This is a genomic window from Mangrovimonas sp. TPBH4, assembly GCF_001280505.1.
GTDB lineage: Bacteria > Bacteroidota > Bacteroidia > Flavobacteriales > Flavobacteriaceae > Mangrovimonas_A.
Genome location: NZ_LBIO01000044.1, coordinates 72,219 through 93,752, shown reverse-complemented (window position 1 = coordinate 93,752; position 21,534 = coordinate 72,219). Strand labels below are relative to the sequence as shown.

16 protein-coding genes are annotated in these 21,534 nt (G+C 38.7%); 5 read left to right on the top strand and 11 right to left on the bottom strand.

Annotation, left to right across the window (positions count from 1 at the left end; translation table 11 throughout):
* Positions 1–3: 3 nt before the first annotated feature.
* Both pheT and ZA05_RS08420 read right to left on the bottom strand, forming a co-directional pair.
* Positions 4–2,430 carry a phenylalanine--tRNA ligase subunit beta gene (gene pheT, locus ZA05_RS08425; RefSeq protein WP_053991258.1) on the bottom strand — a complete coding sequence of 809 codons (2,427 nt, stop codon included), beginning with the start codon at positions 2,428–2,430 and terminating at the stop codon, positions 4–6.
* Positions 2,431–2,570: 140 nt separating this feature from the next.
* Positions 2,571–5,012, bottom strand: coding sequence for a prolyl oligopeptidase family serine peptidase (locus ZA05_RS08420; RefSeq protein WP_053991257.1), 2,442 nt, complete (start codon positions 5,010–5,012; stop codon positions 2,571–2,573).
* A 227-nt stretch (positions 5,013–5,239) separates the two neighbouring features.
* Here ZA05_RS08420 and ZA05_RS08415 point away from each other — a divergent pair, with 227 nt between their 5' ends.
* Positions 5,240–5,488: a hypothetical protein gene (locus ZA05_RS08415; RefSeq protein ID WP_053991256.1), complete on the top strand. Its 249-nt coding sequence runs from the start codon at positions 5,240–5,242 to the stop codon at positions 5,486–5,488.
* Between the two features lie 51 nt (positions 5,489–5,539).
* On the opposite strand, the gene recG is transcribed toward ZA05_RS08415, so the two are convergent.
* Positions 5,540–7,642, bottom strand: coding sequence for an ATP-dependent DNA helicase RecG (gene recG, locus ZA05_RS08410; RefSeq protein ID WP_053991255.1), 2,103 nt, complete (start codon positions 7,640–7,642; stop codon positions 5,540–5,542).
* Between the two features lie 88 nt (positions 7,643–7,730).
* Here recG and ZA05_RS08405 point away from each other — a divergent pair, with 88 nt between their 5' ends.
* Positions 7,731–8,636 carry a patatin family protein gene (locus ZA05_RS08405; RefSeq protein WP_053991254.1) on the top strand — a complete coding sequence of 302 codons (906 nt, stop codon included), beginning with the start codon at positions 7,731–7,733 and terminating at the stop codon, positions 8,634–8,636.
* Positions 8,637–8,644: 8 nt separating this feature from the next.
* Here the strand turns inward: ZA05_RS08405 and ZA05_RS08400 are convergent, their stop codons facing one another.
* Positions 8,645–9,166, bottom strand: coding sequence for a hypothetical protein (locus ZA05_RS08400; RefSeq protein WP_053991253.1), 522 nt, complete (start codon positions 9,164–9,166; stop codon positions 8,645–8,647).
* Positions 9,167–9,184: 18 nt separating this feature from the next.
* Positions 9,185–10,750, bottom strand: a complete 1,566-nt coding sequence (locus ZA05_RS08395) for an FMN-binding glutamate synthase family protein (protein ID WP_053991252.1) — start codon at positions 10,748–10,750, stop codon at positions 9,185–9,187.
* Between the two features lie 58 nt (positions 10,751–10,808).
* Here ZA05_RS08395 and ZA05_RS08390 point away from each other — a divergent pair, with 58 nt between their 5' ends.
* Positions 10,809–12,386 carry a hypothetical protein gene (locus ZA05_RS08390; RefSeq protein ID WP_053991251.1) on the top strand — a complete coding sequence of 526 codons (1,578 nt, stop codon included), beginning with the start codon at positions 10,809–10,811 and terminating at the stop codon, positions 12,384–12,386.
* 92 nt (positions 12,387–12,478) lie between these two features.
* Positions 12,479–14,797 carry an ATP-dependent helicase gene (locus ZA05_RS08385; RefSeq protein WP_053991250.1) on the top strand — a complete coding sequence of 773 codons (2,319 nt, stop codon included), beginning with the start codon at positions 12,479–12,481 and terminating at the stop codon, positions 14,795–14,797.
* Here ZA05_RS08385 and ZA05_RS08380 read toward each other — a convergent pair whose 3' ends face one another.
* The 4 genes from ZA05_RS08380 to ZA05_RS08365 all read right to left on the bottom strand — a co-directional run bounded on the left by ZA05_RS08380 (position 14,798) and on the right by ZA05_RS08365 (position 19,159).
* Positions 14,798–15,766: a hypothetical protein gene (locus tag ZA05_RS08380; RefSeq protein WP_053991249.1), complete on the bottom strand. Its 969-nt coding sequence runs from the start codon at positions 15,764–15,766 to the stop codon at positions 14,798–14,800.
* Entirely contained in the window at positions 15,763–16,722 is a 960-nt protein-coding gene (locus ZA05_RS08375; protein ID WP_053991248.1) for a retropepsin-like domain-containing protein, read from the bottom strand. Before ZA05_RS08375 ends, ZA05_RS08380 begins: the two co-directional genes overlap by 4 nt.
* Positions 16,723–16,834: 112 nt before the next feature.
* Complete coding sequence (locus ZA05_RS08370; protein ID WP_197276069.1) at positions 16,835–18,574, bottom strand: adenylate/guanylate cyclase domain-containing protein; 1,740 nt, start codon at positions 18,572–18,574, stop codon at positions 16,835–16,837.
* Positions 18,575–18,715: 141 nt separating this feature from the next.
* Positions 18,716–19,159 carry a hypothetical protein gene (locus ZA05_RS08365; RefSeq protein ID WP_053991246.1) on the bottom strand — a complete coding sequence of 148 codons (444 nt, stop codon included), beginning with the start codon at positions 19,157–19,159 and terminating at the stop codon, positions 18,716–18,718.
* Between the two features lie 203 nt (positions 19,160–19,362).
* Here ZA05_RS08365 and ZA05_RS08360 point away from each other — a divergent pair, with 203 nt between their 5' ends.
* Positions 19,363–19,983: an L-threonylcarbamoyladenylate synthase gene (locus ZA05_RS08360; RefSeq protein ID WP_053991245.1), complete on the top strand. Its 621-nt coding sequence runs from the start codon at positions 19,363–19,365 to the stop codon at positions 19,981–19,983.
* A gap of 115 nt (positions 19,984–20,098) precedes the next feature.
* Here ZA05_RS08360 and ZA05_RS18205 read toward each other — a convergent pair whose 3' ends face one another.
* Both ZA05_RS18205 and ZA05_RS08355 read right to left on the bottom strand, forming a co-directional pair.
* Positions 20,099–20,272 (bottom strand): hypothetical protein, encoded by a 174-nt coding sequence (locus ZA05_RS18205; RefSeq protein ID WP_157514621.1) that lies wholly within the window; start codon positions 20,270–20,272, stop codon positions 20,099–20,101.
* Between the two features lie 309 nt (positions 20,273–20,581).
* The gene (locus ZA05_RS08355; RefSeq protein WP_053991244.1) at positions 20,582–21,439 is read right to left on the bottom strand and encodes an OmpA family protein; all 858 of its coding nucleotides are present in this window, start codon (positions 21,437–21,439) and stop codon (positions 20,582–20,584) included.
* Between the last annotated feature and the right edge of the window lie 95 nt (positions 21,440–21,534).

Genomic DNA, 21,534 nt, shown 5'->3' with positions numbered 1-21,534 from the left:
TTCTTATCTAAGCGTAGCTCCAAGCTGTTTTTCAAAATTAGCTTGAAGTTTGTTCATTATTTTATCAATTTGCTTGTCGGTAAGTGTTTTGTGTTCGTCCTGGATGGTGAAACTCACAGCGTAACTCTTCTTGCCTTTTGGAAGATTTTTACCCTGATACACATCAAATAGGTCAACATCCTTAAGCAATTGTTTTTCAGTCTTCATTGCAATGCTGTCAATTTGTTCAAAAGTAACAGCTTCATCCAATAACAAAGCAAAATCCCTACGTACTTCTGGGTACTTTGGAATGTCCTTAAAAGAAACAGAGTTTTGTTTTGCAGCGTCAATAAAATTGTTCCAATTGAAATCGGCGAACAGCACGTCCTGGGCAATTCCAAAATGTTTCAATACCGATTTTTTTGCCAATCCAAAGTTGACCAATTGTAGATTGTTGGAGGATAACGAAATACCCTCGGCAATCATGTCATTTTTGGTAGGGGCAACAACAGTGTTGTTAATACCTAAGCGTTGTAAAACGGTAGAGATGATACCTTTTAAATAGAAGAAATCACTTTGCTGGTTACCAACATTCCAACGTTCAGCATTGCGTCTTCCAGTTACCAGTAACGAAAGATGTTTGTGTTCTTTTCTGTTACCATTATAGTTGTGGTAGGTAGAACCAAATTCAAACAATTTAAGCGCATCTCGCTTTCTATTGATGTTGTGGCTAATGGCTTCCAAACCAGAAAACAATAAACTTTGGCGCATCACGCAAAGGTCATTGCTCAATGGGTTCAAAAGTTCAATGTTGTGATCTTCTTTAAGTTGCTCACTAAGAGAGATGTATTTAGGAGACGATAGCGAGTTGGCCATAATCTCATAAAATCCTTGTGCGACCAATTGACCTCCAATGATGTTTTGAAGTTTGTAATCCTCAAATTTTGAAGAATTGGAAATGGAGGCATTAAGTTTCTCTGTAGTTTTAATATTGTTGTAACCGTAAACCCTTAGAATTTCCTCAATGATATCAGCCTCTCTTTGCACGTCATTTCTATACGCAGGTACCGTAAGACCAAGCCCTGTTTCAGTAACATTATTGATTTTGATTTCCAAGGAGGTCAATATACTTTTGATGGTATCCTTTGGAATTTCTTCTCCAATTAATTTCTTGGCATTTTCAAAGCTCAATCGCACCTGGAAATCTTCAATTTTCTTCGGGTACATGTCCACAAGGTCACTTGTAATTTCCCCGCCTGCAATATCCTGAATCAATAAAGCAGCACGTTTTAGCGCGTATTCTGTAATGTTAGGATCGATACCTCTCTCAAATCTAAAGGAGGCATCGGTATTTAAGCCATGGCGTTTCGCTGTTTTTCTAATGGAAACAGGGTTAAAATAAGCACTTTCCAAAAAGATGTTGGTTGTGTTTTCTGTAACTCCAGAATCCAAACCACCTAAAACACCGGCTATGCACATTGGTTTTTCGGCATCACAAATCATCAAGTCTTCTGCATCCAATTCGCGTTCAACACCATCCAAAGTTTTGAACTTCGTGCCCTGTGGCATTGTTTTTACAACAACTTTATGACCTTTAATTTTGGCAGCATCAAAGGCGTGTAGAGGCTGTCCCAATTCATGAAGTACATAATTAGTAGCGTCTACCACATTGTTCTTTGGAGTAAGCCCAATAGCTTTCAATCTATTTTGTAACCAAGAAGGAGATTCTTCAACCGTAATTCCAGAAATGGCAATACCGCAATAACGAGGCGCCAATTCCTTGTTTTGAACTTCTACATCAATCTTATTGGTTCTGTTATCTACGTGGAAAGCACTCACCGAAGGAGTGATGAATTCCAAGTGGATATCCTGTTGAATCAAACCTGCTCTAAGGTCTCTAGCGGTACCAAAGTGGCTCATAGCATCTGCACGGTTAGGAGTAAGGCCTATTTCAAAAACATGGTCGTTTTCTACTTTGAAGATATCCGAAACCGCAGCACCAATCTTTACTTTTTCGTCAAGGACCATTATTCCATCATGCGATTGTCCTAAACCTAATTCGTCTTCGGCGCAGATCATACCATGGCTTTCCTCGCCACGAATTTTACCTTTTTTGATTTTCCAAGCTTCACCTTCAGGCGTGTAAAGCGTGGTTCCAATAGTGGCTACAGGAACTTTTTGCCCTGCCGCCACGTTAGGTGCTCCGCATACAATTTGTAGTGGTTGGTCTGCCCCAATATTTACGGTGGTAACCTTTAGTCGGTCTGCATTTGGATGTTGCTCACAGGTTAATACTTCTCCAACAACAATTCCTTTTAGTCCTCCTTTAACGGATTCAAATTCTGAGATGCCTTCTACTTCAAGTCCTAAATCTGTAAGTAATTCTCCAGTTTTTTCAGGGGACCAATCTGTTTTGATAAATTGTCGTAACCAGTTGTATGAAATCTTCATTTTCTATCTTTAATAAAGGCGCAAACCTACAATTTTTTTCGTTTTTCAGATTGCCAAAATTGCGAAAAAATGCAACTCTAACAGGTCTTATTTAGGCCACAAAGATAAATATTTGCAACTAAAATTATGACTTAAAGTTGCTAGTCTTTTTGGGTGTTGTTGCCGTCCAATAAACTTTCTTGGAAAAGGTTGAAAATTCGGGTGTATTCATCGGTCCAGCTGCTTGGTTCTACAAAGCCGTGTCTTTCCAATGGATAAAGGACCATTTCCCAATTGTGTTTTTCCAATTCTATCAAGCGCTGGTTAAGACGGACCATATCCTGGAAATGAACATTGTCGTCTACCATTCCGTGTAAAATCAGTAAATCTCCTTTAAGGCCATCAGCAAAATAGATAGGGGAGCTTCTTCTGTAAGCCAAACTATCGGTAACTGGGGTGTTAAGAATTCGGGCCGTATACCCGTGGTTGTAGGCTGCCCAATCGCCAACAGATCGAATGGCCGCTCCGGCCTTGAAGGTGTCGGCTTCGTTGAACATGCCCATGAGGGTGATAAATCCACCATAAGAGCCTCCATAAATACCTACTTTGTCTTTGTCAATACCGTAGTTGTTGATTAAATATTGTACACCATCCACTTGGTCTGAAAGATCTTTGCCTCCCATATGTCTGTAAATCCCCGTACGGCAATCTCTGCCGTAACCGGCACTTCCTCTATAATCGATATCCAAAACCGTATAGCCGTTATCCGCTAAAATATTATGGAACATATATTCTCTAAAATAAACACTCCACCAAGAATGGGCATTTTGTAAGTATCCAGCACCGTGAACAAACACGATGGCGGCATTGTTTTTGGTAGCTGCGGAAGGTTGGTAAAGTCTAGCTTGTACTGTGGCACCGTCTTCAGCCTTAAAAGTGATAAGTTCTGGGTCTCTCCAAGGGTAAGCTTCAAATCCTTCCGTTGTGGAATGCGTGATTTGCTTTGGTTCCTCAGACGATTTTCCGAACAGAGGATTTTTCTGTAGGTAAAGCTCTGTTGGTTTGTTGGAATAGGAGTGCAAAATGGCCAAATATTCTTCGTTTGGAGATAATACCACATCGTTATTACCCGTCATGCTTGTTAATTGGGTGAATTTACCTCCATTAAGTGGCATGCTATAAAATTGACGATCTCCCGAATGGGTTTTGTTGGAGGTAAAGTACCAGTGCTTTTTGTCTTTTGAAAGGTAGACGTCATACACTTCAAAATTTCCTTCAGTCAGTGCTTTAGTTTTGCTTGAATTGATGTTGGTAGTGTTTAAATGAGTAAACCCAGTGGCTTCAGACATGTACCAAATGGTTTCGTTGTCTGGCAACCACCCAAGGGCGCTGCCTCCAAAACTGCTGATGCCAGGGCCGTCCACCCAAGCTTCGTCACGTTGTCTTACTAAATTTTTAACAGAGCCATCTTCATAGTTTAGGGATACAATCCAACGGTCTTTAAAATCATTACTATTAATGTCCAATACCGCATATTTGCTGTCTTCACTCCAGTTTGGTCCCGTTACATAAGAAATTCTGTTGTCGTTTTTGTATGCTTTGTCAGGGTAGTCCTTTGTGTATTCAGGGATATCGTCTAGTCCTTCCAAATTATCCAAAACAACAGGATAAGAAGTTCTTGCTTCTATGTTGTAAATGAACATTTCATAGGTGCCTTGTTCGCTACCAACTTTGGTGCGTGTGTGTTGGTCTTCGGTGTAGCCTGACTCCGTAACGTAATGAGGCACAATGGTGCCATTTGCTTCTTTAGTAGATTGATACAATTCGTAGGTTACAAATTTGCCATTCGGGCTAATTTTTATGTTGGTCACAATTTTCCCTTCGGTATAGATTTCAAGAGGTCTTTTGTTGAGATTTCTTTTGTTGAGAGCCTCTTTGGCGTCATTTTTAGCCTTACGCTCGCTAAGTACTTCAAAAATTTCCAATTGGTCTTGGTGAAGCCATTCGTCTTGCTCGCTTCGTTCAGAAGTGCTATTTTTCTTATTTGTGAAATCAGTAATCTGTTCGGTGATTCCCGTTTCCAAAGACCAAGTGAATAGATTACCATTCTTTACATAAGCTATTTTGGAATCGTTTGCTGTAAATTGAATGTTACTTTCGGAGTCTAAGGTGTTGGTGATTTGTGTCACCGAATAGTCCTTTTGGTTAACTAAGTATATGTCGCCATGCTTTGTGTAAATGCTCTTTGATCTAGCGCTGTTGTAAGTGATGTGGTCATAAGGGTCAACATAGCTAGATTTGTTGGTGATATTGTTATTTCCACTTGGCTGTGGCAGGTTGTACGACGTATCAAAGTCAACTTTTTTAGTGTTTCCATTGGAAAGTGTGTAAGCATAAAGGGAATCGCTGAAAGCCCCTTCTGGATTCCAACTGAAATAAATGGTTTTACCATCGGCGGACCAGTGAGCATTTGAAGGCAAATGGCCAACAAAATTATCGCCCTGCATAATGGTTTTAATGCTTAGCGGAGACTGATTGCCAGTTTGTGCAATACTAATTGAGGTAATGAAAATGGATAAAACAAGCGCTAAAATATGTTTCATGCGAAATGAATTGTAAGTTTTGAAATTTGATGCTAAAAAGCACTAAACAGTAAATGTTTGCGAATGTACTTTTTTGTGGGGATAAAGGCAATTGTTTTAATAAACCTTTATCAATTACTTAAGGAATAGTTAATTAACAACGCACCAAAAGCTTTTAACATAGCTCTAACAGGTGTGAGCTGTAATTGCGATTAATTTTAAGGTAATCAATTTGAAATCAATTTATTATGAAGCAACTAGACGTCTTGCAGGGAGCCTCCGCTTTATTCGTTTTTTTATTTGTATCCATTTTAGAGTTTCATGTCCCATCAAACCTTCCCCAGAAAAGTCAACAGGATTCAGTTGTTCAAATGAGTAGTGTTATAGATACTTGTGCACTTTCCTTAAAACCAATACCTATTGTTAAGGTACGTCATAACGAGTTTATTTTGAACTTGGTGCCTTATGATTTGCAAACATCAATCAATCGATCATAAAACGTACAGTTATGTTTTAGGCCCAACCGAAAGGTTGGGTTTTTTATGGCCCTAACTGATGTAATTCCAAATGTTTTTGTACTTGCTTAGTAGCTGATAAGTGTGGAGAATGACTTGGTTTTCTTCTTGTTTTAAGGAAGGATCCTTCTTTAAAAGTTCCTTGGCCATATATCTGGCGTGTTGAAGAATGGTACTGTCCTTAATAATGTCTGCTATTTTTAGGTTGAGAACACCACTTTGTTGTGTTCCCATGATATCGCCAGGCCCTCTCAATTTCAGGTCTACTTCAGCAATCTCGAAACCATCATTGGTTCTGGTCATGGTTTCCAAGCGCACTTTGCTATCCTCGCTAAGTTTGTGGCTGGTCATTAAAATACAATAGCTTTGTTCGGCACCTCGACCTACGCGTCCCCTCAGCTGGTGTAATTGCGAAAGTCCAAAGCGCTCGGCACTTTCTATAATCATCACGGAAGCATTGGGCACGTTAACGCCAACTTCTATCACGGTTGTTGCCACCATGATTTGGGTTTCACCTTTAATGAAGCGTTGCATCTCGTAATCTTTGTCTGCAGGTTTCATTTTACCGTGGACGATGGAAATTTGAAATTGTGGAGCAGGGAAGTCCCTAGCGATACTTTCATACCCATCCATAAGGTCTTTGTAGTCCATGGCGGCGCTTTCCTGGATGAGGGGATACACGATGTAAATCTGACGTCCTTTATGGATTTCGTCCCTTATGAATTTAAAAACGTTCAAACGGTTTTTATCGTAGCGATGCACGGTTTTTATTTCCTTTCTTCCGGGTGGCAATTCGTCGATAACGGAAACGTCCAAATCACCATAAACAGACATGGCCAAAGTTCTGGGGATTGGTGTTGCCGTCATGACTAAAATGTGTGGAGGGGTAGAATTTTTTCGCCACAATTTACTGCGTTGCGCTACTCCAAAACGGTGCTGCTCATCGATGATTGCCAGGCCTAAATTTTTGAATTTTACCTTGTCCTCAAGGAGGGCGTGCGTGCCAATTAAAATTTGTAATTCGCCACTTTCTAGGGCTTTATGAATCTCTTTTCGTTCTGAAGTATTAGTTGAGCCTGTTAATATTTTTATGTTGATATTCAGGTTTTTACATAGTTCGGTTAAACCATTGAAGTGCTGGACTGACAAAATTTCAGTCGGCGCCATAAGGCATGCTTGGAAACCATTGTCTAAAGCAATGAGCATGGACATTAAAGCGACGATGGTTTTACCAGATCCAACGTCTCCTTGGAGCAATCTGTTCATCTGTGCATTGCTTCCCAAGTCCTGACGAATTTCCTTGATTACGCGCTTTTGGGCATTGGTCAAATCAAAGGGTAAATGTTCCTTGAAAAAGGAGTTGAAAAGCGGTCCTACATTCTCAAAAGGAAGGCCTTTTATCTTGGTTTTATTCATCAAATTTTTGATGACCAATTGCAACTGTATATAGAAAAGTTCTTCAAATTTTAATCGGTATTGTGCCTTAGCCAAGAGCTCTTGACTTTTGGGAAAATGGATATTGAAAAGGGCTTCTCTTTTTGAAACCAGTTGCAAATTTGTAAGGATGGGATTTGAGAGCGTTTCGGCAAATCTGCCTTGAGTTTCCATGAACAGCTCTTGCATGATTTTCGTCATGACCCTATTGGTGATACCTTTGGTGGAAAGCTTTTCCGTAGAAGGATAAACTGCCTGCATGGCCGAGCGAAGGTTGTTTTTGTGGTCACTCAAAAGTTCCATTTCTGGATGCGGCATGCTAAATGTACCGTTGTACCAATTGGTCTTCCCAAATATGACGTAGTCTTTATTGGGCTTGATGCTATCTCTAATCCATTTCTGCCCCCTAAACCAAACCAATTCCATAGCTCCGGTATCGTCCCTAAAGGTGGCTACCAAGCGCTTACCTCGTTTTTGGGAGACTTCCTTAACACCAGTAATTCGTCCAACTACCTGTACTTCGGAGGAATTTTGTTGCAGCTGATTGATTTTGTAATAGCGTGTGCGGTCGATGTAACGATTGGGAAACAGGTTCAGCAAATCCTGATAGGTGTGAATGCCAAGCTCTTTTCGCAATAAATCGGCACGGTTGGGGCCGACGCCTTTTAGGTAGTCTATGGGAGTTTGCAACTTGGTATTCATGAAGACGAATATAATTGTTATCCATGAAACATAAAACCCGAATTTTTGTAAATTGGGAAACCATAACTTAACTTAATACAAAAATTACATGCGCGCATTGGTTATATCTGGCGGCGGGAGCAAAGGTGCTTTTGCTGGTGGAGTTGCACAATATCTTATTGAAGAACTTGGTAGGGACTACGATATGTATCTTGGGACCTCTACTGGGAGTTTGTTGGTTCCTCATTTAGCAGTGAATAAAATTGGGAAATTGTACAACGTTTTTACCAATGTACAGCAGCATGATATTTTCAGTATTAGCCCTTTTGTGCAGCGAAAAAAAGGGGATAGGGAGTTTGTTTCGATAGATTTTGTCAATTCTTTATGGCAATTTATCAAAATGAAACGGACCTTCGGAGAGAGTAAATCCTTGAAGCGCCTTATTAGAAAGAATTTCACCAAAGAAGAATACCTTCAAATATTGGCTACCAAGGAAGACGTGGTGGTTACCGTGTCTAATTTGTCTGCTAATTCAGTGGAATATAAATCTATTAAGGATTTTAGTTACGAGGAATTTTGCCATTGGATTTGGATTTCCTGCAACTATATCCCTTTTATGTCCCTTACGGAGATTAATGGTAATGAATATGCCGATGGAGGTCTGGGCTGCGTAGTACCAATTAGGGAAGCGATTCAGCGCGGCGCTACCGAGATTGATGTCGTGATTTTAAAGTCTGAAAAACTGGAGGGAAAAAAAGTGTTGGGTAAAAACCCCTTCTCGTTGATGATCAGTTTGTTTGGGCATTTAATGGATCAGCTGGAAAGCCATGACATTCTTATCGGGAAATTGGCGGCCAAAAATAACAATGTGAAACTCAATCTCTATTATACACCAACGGACTTAACCGAAAACTCTTTGATTTTCAGTAGAAAATTAATGGTGAAATGGTGGCAGCAAGGGTATGAGCATGCAGCCAAGAAGCACGGTGCGGATTCTGTTTTAAAAGATCTTTAAAGGTGGAATCACCACAATTCGCCTACCTCATGCTTAATGAAAGACAAGGCAGCGTCACTTGGTGCCCGATGGTCCATCATTTCCGTTAAAACCACTTCTCTTAATTTGTTGGCAGTGTCTGTTTTTTCCAACATACTAGCTTTTCTAATCAATTGAATAGTTGAGTTTTTGGCGGCTCCAATGATGTTCCAACATTCGTCACTAATATAGATTTGCTGTGAAATGTTGTGTTCAAATTCTTGCTCAATTGTGGCAATAAGCAAAGATTCGTAGCTTTCTTTATTAGAAGAAGTAGGTTGAACTCTAATAAGTAATTTGGATGGGCTGATTCGCTCTAAAAACAGGGCCATACGCTCATAGGCTTGCAAACGAATTGGAAGTGTGTTCACCTGAATATCTTTGTGCAATAAAAAGCGCCTTCTACCATCTTCATTTTTGGTATGCTCCTTAAAAAAGTAATAGGCAATAAGTCCAGTAAACAATGCAGGTATAGTAAATAGTAGTAAGTCGATAATTCTTTCGGAATCCATGTTTATAGCGAATTAGGGTTATTTATTATGGTATTGTCCGCCCAAATATAGGCAATCTTTTAAATCTTGCATACTTTTAAATGGCACGGGAGTTTTTTCGTAATGATAGGTGTATTTCAATTCTTCCGAAAGGTTGCGGTCATCTATATTTACATCTACATCACTCATTTTAAATTGGCAGGGATGTTCGTAGCCAGCTGCATGGGTGATTTCAATGAATTCCTTTCTAAAGGTTTTAAAGTACTGCCCCAATCGCTCCGATTTTAATGGGACGTTTATACCGTTTTGGAGCCATTTGTTTTGCGTGGCCACACCGCTTGGACATCGGTTGGTATGGCAAATTTGCGCCTGAATACAACCAATGCTCATCATGGCTTCTCTGGCAACATTTATACAATCGGCACCCATTGCAAAGGCCATGGCGGCTTTGGCAGGGAAGCCTAATTTGCCGCTTCCAATAAATACAATGCGGTCTGTAAGTCCTTTCTTTTTAAAGAGCTTGTACAAATCGCTGAAACCATATACCCAAGGTAACGAAACGTGGTCCGCAAAACTAGGAGGAGCTGCTCCCGTGCCACCTTCACCGCCATCTACAGTGATAAAGTCAGGACCATTGCCTTTCTCTATCATAAGTTCTGCCAACTCTTCCCATTGTTCTAATTTTCCAATGGCGGCTTTAATGCCAACAGGGAGACCCGTGGCTTCCGCAATGGTTTCAATGAAATCATACAGTTCTGCGGTGTTGGAAAATGCGGAATGATTAGGCGGTGATAGGACGTCCTTGCCCATTTCTACATGTCGTATTTCTGATATTTCCTTGGATATTTTAGCGGCTGGCAAAACACCGCCCTTTCCTGGTTTGGCTCCTTGCGACAGCTTGATTTCAATAGCTTTAATGTGTGGATTGTCGTTGGCCAATTTTACAAGTTTTTTCAGGGAAAAATTTCCTTCCTTATCACGAACACCAAAGTAGCCAGTTCCAAAATGAAAAATAACATCGCCACCTTGACAATGGTATGGAGACAAGCCGCCTTCTCCAGTGTTGTGGTAAGCGCCAGCGATGTGCACTCCTTTGTTGAGGGATTCTATGGCTCTTGCCGAAAGGGAGCCAAAACTCATAGCGGAAACATTGATCACAGAGGCAGGACGATATGGTTTTTTGCGTTTGTTGTAAGCCCCCATCACTTTGGCGCAGGGCAGAAAGTTTTTATCTATGGCATTTGGGTGCTCCTTTTCAATTTTAAAAGGAATCATTGCGTTGTTGATGAATATGTGTTGGTGGGCATAAATATCCCTATCGGTTCCAAAGCCTTCGTAGTTGTTTTCTTTTTTGGCAGATGCATAGATCCAGCTTCTTTCAATTCTGTTAAAAGGAAGTTCTTCTCTGTTGTTGGCCACAAAATATTGGCGCATTTCTGGCCCAATGCTTTCCAAAAGGTATCTTAAATGGCCTACTATGGGGAAGTTGTGACTAATAGTATGTTTTTTTTGAATGAAAATATCCCTGATGGCAACAAGAAGCAATATGATAAGTATCCACATCCACCAGTGAATGTCGGTTAGGGCAAATAACAGAATGTTCATAAAGGGTTTTTTGTAAAGATATTTAAAAAATATGGTACTAAAATGATATCTTTAACATATGGGTAAACGTAAGAAAATCAAACTAATAGTTCTTTTGGCTGTAGTTGTATTGGTTGTTTTTGGAGTAAGTGTGGCTAATTCGGTGGTTAAAATCAAGGTGGAGAACTATCTTTCTACTTCATTGCCGGAAACTCTGAAGTTAAAGTACTCCAATTTGGATTTGAATCTTTGGAATGGAGCTGCAACTCTTGAGGGGGTAGAGCTGCAAAGCTTTCATGAAAGCACTAATGAGCAACTGCTAAAGGTGAATTTGGAATCGCTTTCTATCAAGAATATTGGGTATTGGTCGTATTTGTTCAATGATAATATTGATATTGGGCAGATTCAATTGAATCGCCCACAGCTGACTTACTTTAGCTTTCAAAATCAAGATAGTTTAAAGGGGGAGCAAAAGTCACCAAAAAAGTTTAAGTACAAATTCAACTTAAAGAAGCTTGACATAGATAAGGGAGAGGTAGGGATTGTAAATGCCGAAACGGATTCCGTAGTACTGCATATTGCTAATTTGGATTTTGATTTGGACAAGGTGTTTCTCGATGAAGCGGTATTGGAACGAAAGATTCCCTTGGAATACAGTGGCTATCAGGTTGGTTTTGATTCGCTTTTTTATAGCATTGGTCCTTATGAAAACATGACTATAGGTGCTTCGGAATTGACGGATGAGAACTTGAAATTTAATGACTTCAGGATATATACCAAATACTCCAAATATGATCTTTCAAATCATATTGACATAGAAAGGGATTTTGCCAATGTGATGTTTGAATCGGTAGTTCTGGAGAACTATAATATTGATTTTACGGATGATGATAGGGTGTTTTTTATGAGTTCCAAGATGGAACTTTTAAACCCTCAAGTGGATATCTTTAGGGATAAATTGGTAGCTGACGATCCCAAAATAAAACCGCTTTACAATGAAATGCTTCGCGATTTGAATTTTGATTTGAATATCGATTCCCTTCTGATTAAAAATGCCTCTGTAGCTTATTCCGAAAAGGTCAAACAAGGTAATCATGGGGGAGAGATCACCTTTTCAGACTTGAATGCTAAGATTGCCAATGTGAGCAATACCTATAAGGCGCCAATAAAAACAGAGATAAAGATCGAGGCCAATTTTATGGATCATGCTCCTTTAAAGGTTGATTGGAATTTTGATGTGAATGACCCATATGGGACTTTTGTGTTTCAGGCAGAAGTGGATAGGTTGAAGGTGCATGACATCAATAAATTTTCCGAACCCAATTTAAGGGTTAAGTTTGAAGGTGAAATAGAGCAATTGTACTTTACAATTGGTGGGGATAATAATGTGTCGCAAGTAGATATGCGTGCCAAATACGAGGACTTTCACATTGTGGCTTTAAAAAAAGATGGATCGACCCCCAATAGATTTCTATCTGGGGTGTTGAATGCATTGGTTGCCAAGGATAGCGATAGGTTGCCAGATCATTTTAGGGAGGGCCATAAAGAGGGGGTTGAAAGAAATAAAACCAAATCGGTGTTCAATTATATATGGATCAATGCCAAAGAAGGTTTGTTGAAAACCATGGTAAACCATAAGCGAAAACACAAAACCTAGAAATTATTGGCTATTGTTTATAATTATTAATAAATCTGACCGACTAAAACTTAGACATTGGTTAATTTCACGCCGGAAAAAAATCAGAAACTTTGGAGAAGTATTTAAGTCAGCTGAATGAAGCACAATTAGCCCCAACCATTCAAAAGGATGGGCCAATGATAGTGATTGCTGGAGCGGGATCTGGCAAAACCCGAGTGCTAACTTATAGGATTGCCTATTTAATGAGCCAAGGGGTGGATCCTTTCAATATATTGTCGCTAACTTTTACCAATAAGGCCGCTCGAGAGATGAAGGAGCGTATCGCTACTATTGTAGGGCAAAGCGAAGCTAAAAACCTTTGGATGGGGACGTTCCACTCCATTTTTGCTAAAATCTTGCGTTTTGAAGCCGATAGATTGGGCTATCCAAGCAACTTTACGATTTATGATGCTCAGGATTCTGATAAACTAATAGGTTCCATTATCAGGGAAATGGGACTTGATAAGGACGTTTACAAGGCAAAACAGATTCGTTCTAGAATTTCTTCCTATAAAAACAATTTGATTACGGTTAAGGCATATTTCAATAATCCAGAACTTATGGAGTCTGATGCTGCAGCAAGAAGGCCAAAATTGGGAGAGATTTACAGGAATTATGTAGAGCGCTGTTTTAAGGCTGGTGCCATGGATTTTGATGATTTGCTGTTGAAAACCAATGAGCTTTTAACGAGATTTCCAGATGTGTTGGCTAAGTATCAAGATCGATTCCGCTATATTTTGGTAGATGAGTACCAAGATACCAACCATTCGCAGTATTTGATTGTAAGAGCCTTGTCTGATCGTTTCCAAAATATTTGTGTGGTAGGAGATGATGCCCAGAGTATCTATGCCTTTAGGGGAGCCAACATCAATAACATTCTAAATTTCCAAAAGGATTATGACGGTGTGAAAATGTTCCGTTTGGAACAGAATTACCGTTCCACAAAAAATATAGTCAACGCTGCCAATTCCATCATAGACAAAAACCAAACGAAACTTGATAAGGTGGTTTGGACGGCCAACGATGAAGGAGGAAAAATCAAGGTCAACCGATTAATGACAGATGGTGACGAAGGTCGTTATGTGGCAAGTTCCATTTTTGAAAACAAAATGAACGAACAGCTCAAAAATAGCGATTTTGCCATATTATACCGTACCAATGCCCAATCCAGAGCAATGGAGGACGCCTTGAGAAAGCGTGACATTCCTTATCGTATCTATGGAGGGCTGTCATTCTATCAACGCAAGGAAATCAAGGATATCCTTTCTTATTTACGTTTGGTAATCAATCCAGCAGATGAAGAAGCGTTGAAAAGGGTTATTAATTTTCCTCCAAGAGGTATTGGCCAAACAACAGTGGATCGTCTATTGGTAGCTGCCAATGGTTATAAGCGTTCCATGTTTGAGGTGATGCAGAATTTGGATAAGGTTGATATAAAAATCAACTCTGGGACAAAAGGGAAATTGCGTGATTTCGTTTTAATGCTGGAGAGTTTTCAAGTAATGAACCAAACAGCCAATGCGTTTGAGCTTGCAGAGCATATAACCAAGGTATCTGGTTTGATTAAAGAGTTCAATAAGGATGGTACCCCGGAGGGAGTTGCCAAAATGGAAAACATTGAGGAACTTTTAAACGGTATTAAGGATTTTGTGGAAGGTCAAAAAGAGTTGGCAGATGCCACAGGATCCCTAACGGAGTTTTTGGAAGATGTGGCTTTGGCTACCGATATGGACAAAGACAATGAGGATGATGATAAAGTAGCCTTAATGACCATTCACTTGGCGAAAGGACTTGAATTCCCGTATGTGTACATTGTGGGGATGGAGGAAGATTTGTTTCCGAGTGCTATGAGCTCTAATTCCAGAAGTGATCTGGAAGAAGAACGTCGTTTGTTTTATGTGGCATTGACCAGAGCCGAAAAACAAGCTTATTTAACATATACCGTTTCGCGTTATCGCTGGGGGAAATTGATAGATGCAGAACCAAGTAGGTTTATCGAGGAAATTGATGATCAATATTTGGAGATTCTTACGCCTGTTCAGGAGCAACGCTTTAATCCTATGTTGGATGCCGATATTTTTGGGGATGTACCTCCAAATAAGGTGAGGTTTAAAAAGCCTCCAATAAAAAAGAAGATGGAGAAAACACCTCCAAAGTTTGTTCCGCCAGCCAAATTGAAGCCAATGGCCAAAGCTAAAGAGAGTGAAGTGACCAATCTTTTTGATGGCGAGCTTACTGTGGGGAATATTGTGGAGCACATGCGATTTGGAAAAGGAGAGGTGTTGAAAATTGAAGGTCAAGGAGCCGATACCAAAGCAGAAATTAATTTTGAGGTAGGCGGGGTTAAAAAGCTATTGCTGCGTTTTGCTAAGCTGAAAGTGTTGGGATAGTTATTTAACCATCATGACGGAGTTGATGTAGCCTTTACTGTCGTATTCCTTGACGGGATTATCGGGGTCTACAATCCAATCGCCGTCTACGATGTATTTGTAGTGATGCTTTCCTCCTGGAAGAAGGATCGTGATGGTCCATCCATTTGCTGTTTTAGTCATTTCTATTTGCTCTTCGTTCCAATCGTTGAAAGAGCCAGCTAAGATTACTTTTTCGGCGTCGGTGTATCCCTTAAGGGTAAAAGTTATGTATTCCTTCACCCTTATGTGCGAATTGTATTCACCAAACTCATTTAGGACTTTGTCAGGATTGCTTGGGTCTTCCATCCAAAAGCCATCAACGATGTAGCGGTATTGATATTCGTTGGGTCTTAGCTGAAGGACAATTTCCCAACCACCTTCAATTTTATACATTTTGAAGGTGTGTTCATTCCATTTGTTGAAGGAGCCAGATAAAATCACTTCTTTGGCGTCTTCATAACCTTTCAGTCTAAATCTCACATTGCCGTCTTTGGCAGGATAAGCACCTGTATAAAGGTTGAGATTGAGAACATTTAGATGATGGCCATCTTTGGTGGCTTGCACCGTATTGCTTACTTGTTCTGATGGTTCTGCCCAATATTCGTGATTGATTACAAATTTGAATTCCCATGAAAAGGCATCGGTGAAGTCGCTAAGTTTTTTGCGAAGTTCATAGGTGTTCTCATCAACTTTTTTCATTTTCCAACGATGCATGGACCAATTGTTGAATTGACCTGAAACGACTACATTGTCAATGGTGAGATTTTCAAAAGGAATGCTGGGTTTAAAACCATCGGGAGACACAGTTTTGTAATCGTTTCTGTTGAAAGTGAAAACAACATCATCTCCTTCAATTCGATATCCTGTAATGTTTGGATTTTGGCAAAGAGTGGTTGTGCCCACTAGAATGAGCAGGACAATCGTGATATAATGAACAATTTTTCTCAATGCAATTGTAATGGATATTGTACAAAGTAAAGTTTTTCTTTTTTATAATTGATAATTGTTCGTTTTTGTTTGAAAAATTCATACCCCAAAATGCCGTCCAAACTGGTGCCGAAGGCTTTATTGAGATTGTCCAAATTGGTTAGGATGGTTTGCATTGGTCCCAAGTAAACCGATTTGCTTAGTTTTACACGGTGCAAATTCCCTGCCAAAACTTCAATTTGTCTATTGCTGGCTCCAGTAAGCAATATGCGCCCTTTTGGGAGGAAGTACTTTAGGGCTTTTCGTGGTGCTTTATGGTTGATTTGATTCACTTCTGCAGCCGTATCTACTCCAAATGTCAAGGGGTGTCCATTGATAGAGGCATTTACAACAATAGTGTGGTTTTTCAGTTGAAATCCAACGCTGTCAACAATCTTTTCCAAATAGCCACGAGGATCTAATTTGGTGCCATTATTATCAGTTTTGGAAAGTGTGATTTGGTTAAGATATAAGTCGACAAACACCTCGTAATCTTTCAAAATACTATAGCCTATGACTCCAAGGAGCTTTATTTTCTTAGAGGTTTCAATGTGGGATAGGTCAATCACATCTGAGGTTTGATTTTCCATCACTAGGTTTTCAATGACAAAAGAATTGAGTTTGCGTTCGAATGGGTTGTCAATAATACTCACAACGCCACTCATTTTCTGTCTTTTTTTGTTGTGGGCGTATTTTGCAGGGAAATGTACGTTGTTGAGTATTAGGGCTTCTGAACCCGTGTCGATAATGAAATTTCCTTTTTGACCTAACAATTCAGCCTTAACCACAATAAGGTTGTCTATAAGTTGGAAGGGAATACGAGCGGTGTATTGGTTAAGGATTTCGGCTTCGGCAAATGCTACTTGGTTGATCCTGTAATTGGCAAAACCTGATTGAAGTGTGAAGACAAGACTAATAATATAAAAGAATACTCTCATACATTTAAGACTTCAAAAAAGGAGAGATGTTACAGTATTTGGCTTGATTTGATGCCTAAATGTATTTGAATTTAGGTTTATGACTTTAAGTAGTTGGATTGTTTGTGGATGTTTAAGTGTGATGTAGTTGCTTTTTTGTGTGAACAAAATACATTTTCATGATGCCTCTGTTTTTTACTTCAACCTTCCCGCGATATTCGCAATCAAATTCGTTTTTTACAATTTTGTAAGTGTTGTGGGAGATATTGATTTTTCCAGGAAGGGAGCAAGATTCCATTCTGGAGGCAACATTCACGGTATCGCCCCAAATGTCATAAGCAAATTTCTTTGTCCCTACCACACCCGCAACTACAGAGCCTGTGTTGATGCCTATACGAATATCAAAATTGGAGGTTTGCTGCTTATTTGAAGTTTTGGTCTCATTTACAAAATCCATGATGTCCATGGCCGCCAAAATCGTGTTTTGCGTATGGTTGGGACTATGGTTGTGCAGGCCGCTAGCGCACATATAGGCATCTCCAACGGTTTTTATTTTTTCCAATTGGTAACGCCCAATAATTTCATCGAATTTTGAAAAATAGTAATCAATGCTTTCTACCAACTGTTGAGGGGGAAGGTGCTCTGAATACCTTGTGAAACCAACAAAATCGGTAAACAATACAGTGGCATCCTTGATTTTTTGAGCTTTCACTTTACCGTGTTGTTTCAGCTCTTGAGCGGTTTGTTCAGGAAGGATATTTCTGAGTAAATCATCAGAACGTTTCTTTTCATTTTCGATAATGATTTTGGTTTTATTGATGAATTTATAACGTCTGTAAAGTCCCCAAGCTAGAAGGGAAGTTAAAAATATAATAGCGGCAGTGGCATAAATAGCGGCCCTTTGCCGGCGTGCTTTGAGTTTGGAAATTTCAGCTTCTTTTTCTAAAATGGCCATTTTGGCATCTCTTTGTGAAATTTCAAAAGTTGCTCTTTCATTTGCCATTTTTTGGATGGTTTCAAGGTTTATAATGCTGTCTCTATAAGCAATATGTTGTTTGTAATTAGAATAAGAAGCCTCAAAATTTCCTTGTGCTTCATAGAGCTTGGATAATTTTAAATAGGTTTCACTTAGTTGATCATCGAGATGATATTTTTGAGCTAGGTTTAAACTTTTATTAGCATAGGTTAAGGCCTTTTTTATGTTACCTTTTTTTGCATAGATGTCTGCTATGTAAATAAGAAATTCTGAAATTGCGTAATAGTCTTGGAATTTCTTGAGGGTATTTATTGCTGAATTTATTTTTTCTAAAGCAAGTTCATCCTGGTTCATTTCAGCATAAATCTTACCAATATTTCCTTCTACATAGGCTAAAGCTCTAACATCATTTAATTTTTCAAAAATATGGCCAGCTTCTTTTGTGTTGGAAAGTGCTTTGGTTGGATTATTGGATTTTAAATATTCATCTCCAAGGTTATAAAGGGCGTTTCCTAATTTTATTGAATCTTTAGTGATACGCAGTTTGTCAATTCCTTTTAAATAGTATTGGTAAGTATTGCTTGAATCCTTTACTTTGGAATAGGTGTCTGCAATACTAATTTGTACAGCACCAATAGAAGTATCACTCTTAATTATTTCTGCATATTTCAAACTTGTAAAGTAACACTGCAAAGCTTCTAGAAAGTCTCCTTTGTCGTTAAGGGCATTGCCTTTTTGTAGGTTTGCTGAATACTGAAGTTGTAAGGAATCTTTTGGAGCTTTCTGAATCAGAAGATTGGAATATTTTAGTTTTGTATTTGGATTTATGCTGTTATTGGCAATGGCATCAATTAGGATTAAGCTGTCTTGATATTTTGCATTGGAATTGTATACCAAAATTAAACTATCTGCGATCCGTTGATTTTGGCCAAAGCAAGAGGTTAAAGGGAGCGATAAACAAAATGAAATAAGTATACTCACCCTGAATATTCTTGAGCACATACTTTAATATTAAAAGTAAAACGAGTTATTTCTTCTTTATTGAGAAATATTAGTCATTTTTAGTTTCGGATCTAAGACATACGGATTTGAAGTATCATTATTGACGGTAAACACCACATAATAGTTTTCTTCTCCCTCTATATCGCTATCATGTATTTTTCCGGAAACATTTCCTTGGTTATCTACTTCGATTATAGATTTTTTTAAAATTTTGGCACCCCCGCTGTCTCCTGGCTTTCGTGCTACCAAGATAATTTGGACAGTATCACCAGAATCCGGATATTTTGGGAGACCTTCCCAGGTAACAGATTTGTTTTTATCAACTTTGGAAGTAAATTTACTTGGAACACCTGCGGGATATTGGACATCGTCTCTGTTGTCCGAAAATATAGCCGTGAAATTTACATTACCCAAGTTGATTTTACTTGTATCTACTGTGAGATAAACCTTTGTGTCTTTTTTTTCATTATTGGAGTTCATATTTCAATTATTTAATGGTTACTTTCATTTTAAGTGCTATTAAATAATGAAATGAGGCAATTGTGTGTTTTGGGAGGGAAATATGCTATTAAAGATAATTAAAATTTTTAAATTATTGATTTTCAATTTATTAAAGATGATTTTATAGGTGTGCCTATTGGGATTATTTAACTAATTTTATGGGGATGTAAGAAACGTTTAAAATGGCTCAATTTATCAGAATTTATGAGGAAAACCCAAACCCAAGAGAGATTGACAAAGTGGTCAAAATCCTTAAGAATGGAGGCTTGATTATTTACCCAACGGATACGGTTTATGGCTTGGGCTGCGATATAAAAAATACCAAGGCTTTGGAGCGGGTGGCTAGAATTAAGAATGTAAAACTTGAAAAGGCCAATTTTTCATTTATTTGTGAAGACTTGAGCAATTTGAGTGATTATGTAAAGCAAATAGACACGACTACCTTTAAAATTTTAAAAAGAGCTTTGCCGGGGCCTTACACCTTTATCCTGCCCGGAGCTAAAACACTACCTTCTGTATTTAAGAAAAAGAAAACCGTAGGGATAAGGGTGCCAAACAATAATATTGCCTTAGAAATTGTAAAACAATTAGGCAATCCAATTATTTCTACATCCATAAGGGATGAGGATGAAATATTGGAATATACAACAGATCCGGAATTGATACTTGAAAAATGGGATAATTTGGTGGATCTTGTTATCGATGGCGGTTATGGAGATAATGAAGCGTCCACGGTGATAGATCTTTCGGAAGAAGCGCCTTTAATTGTTCGTGAGGGCAAAGGTTCTTTGGAAATTTTTTAGGAGGCATTCTTTGGTTTGAGTTGCTTGTGTTGGGATGCAACAAAGCGGTTGAACTGTTAATAATTTAACGGACAACTAAAGGGCTTTTCTATGAGAAAACGTAAACTGTAAATGTTCAAAATACACTGTTGTGCTCGAAGCTTGTTCTTGAACTGGACATTTTATTAAAGGTGTGTTCTACAATAATAGATTCGGCTTCATGGTATTTTTCAGATTTGATAACATTTAATAACCAATCGAAATGGTTTTTTGAACGTCTTTTAAAACGATAAGGTAATGCATGTTCCATGGGTTAAATAAATTAGAAGCAGGCAATTACAGTTCTAGTTCTTAAAAAAAAAGAAAGGTAGCTTTGGGATATATAAATATAAGAGAAGCAAAACTATAACGTGCTGTTTTTCTTTTAATTACCAATTTTAATCGTTTAATGGATAAAAAATAAATAACCCGTAAGACAAACTTCACAAAAGGAAGGGTGAGTGGTAAAGTGTTGCTAATCTGAGTTTTAAGTTATACAATTTTTCATCGTTATAAAAGAACATTAACAAAAAAAAGCCCACCTTAAAGGCGGGCTTTTGTGATATGGTTTATGAGGTTTTTAACCTTCATTAGAAAGGTTTTTCATTTCTTCTTCGATCATGTCATAGAACTGGTCGATTTTTGGAAGCACCACGATTCTTGTACGTCTGTTTTTAGATCTGTCTTCAGCAGTATCGTTGGAAGCTAAAGGAACAAATTCGGCACGACCGGCAGCAATAAGCTGTTGAGGGTTTACATCAAGGCTTTCCAATACTCTAACCACAGAAGTCGCACGTTTTACACTTAAATCCCAATTGTCTAATAGCACACCTCTTTGGTAAGGTACATTGTCCGTATGGGCTTCTACCATAGCTTCAAAGTTAGGCTTGCTGTTGATAACCTTAGCAACTTTGGCCAAGACTTCTTTGGCTCTTGAAGTTACATTGTAGCTTCCACTTTGGAATAACAACTTATCAGCAATAGAAATAAACACAACACCTTTTTCAACATTGATTTCAATGTCTGGGTCATTGATTCCAACTTCTTTCTTCAAACTAGATACAATGGCAAGAGTCACACTGTCCTTTTTGGTTAAAGCTTCCTGAAGACGAGTGATTTTCAAATCTTTTTCCTTAAGGCTCTCCAATGATTTTTCAAGGTTTTCTGCGCCTTTTTGAGTCAAGGTTGTTAAGTTTCCTTTGGTGTCAATCAAGTCCTGGTTAGTTCTGCGCAAGTCGGCAAGCTGTTCTTGCATTCCTTCCAAACGGGCAGTGGCGGCCGCTTTGTCTGAAAGACAGCTGTTAAGTTTTACGGTAGCGCTATTTAATAAGTCCTGTGTTTCTTTGTGTTTCGCTTCAAGTGCGGCATATTCTTTCTTAGACACACAAGATCCAAAAAGCAACATTGCTGAAGCACTCAATAACATTAGTTTTTTCATAATTATCCGTGATTATTTCGTTATTAATTTAACGTCCCAAAATTATAGAAAAGAATTTTCGTTTGGGAATAACTTAACAAAAAGTTTAACAAAAT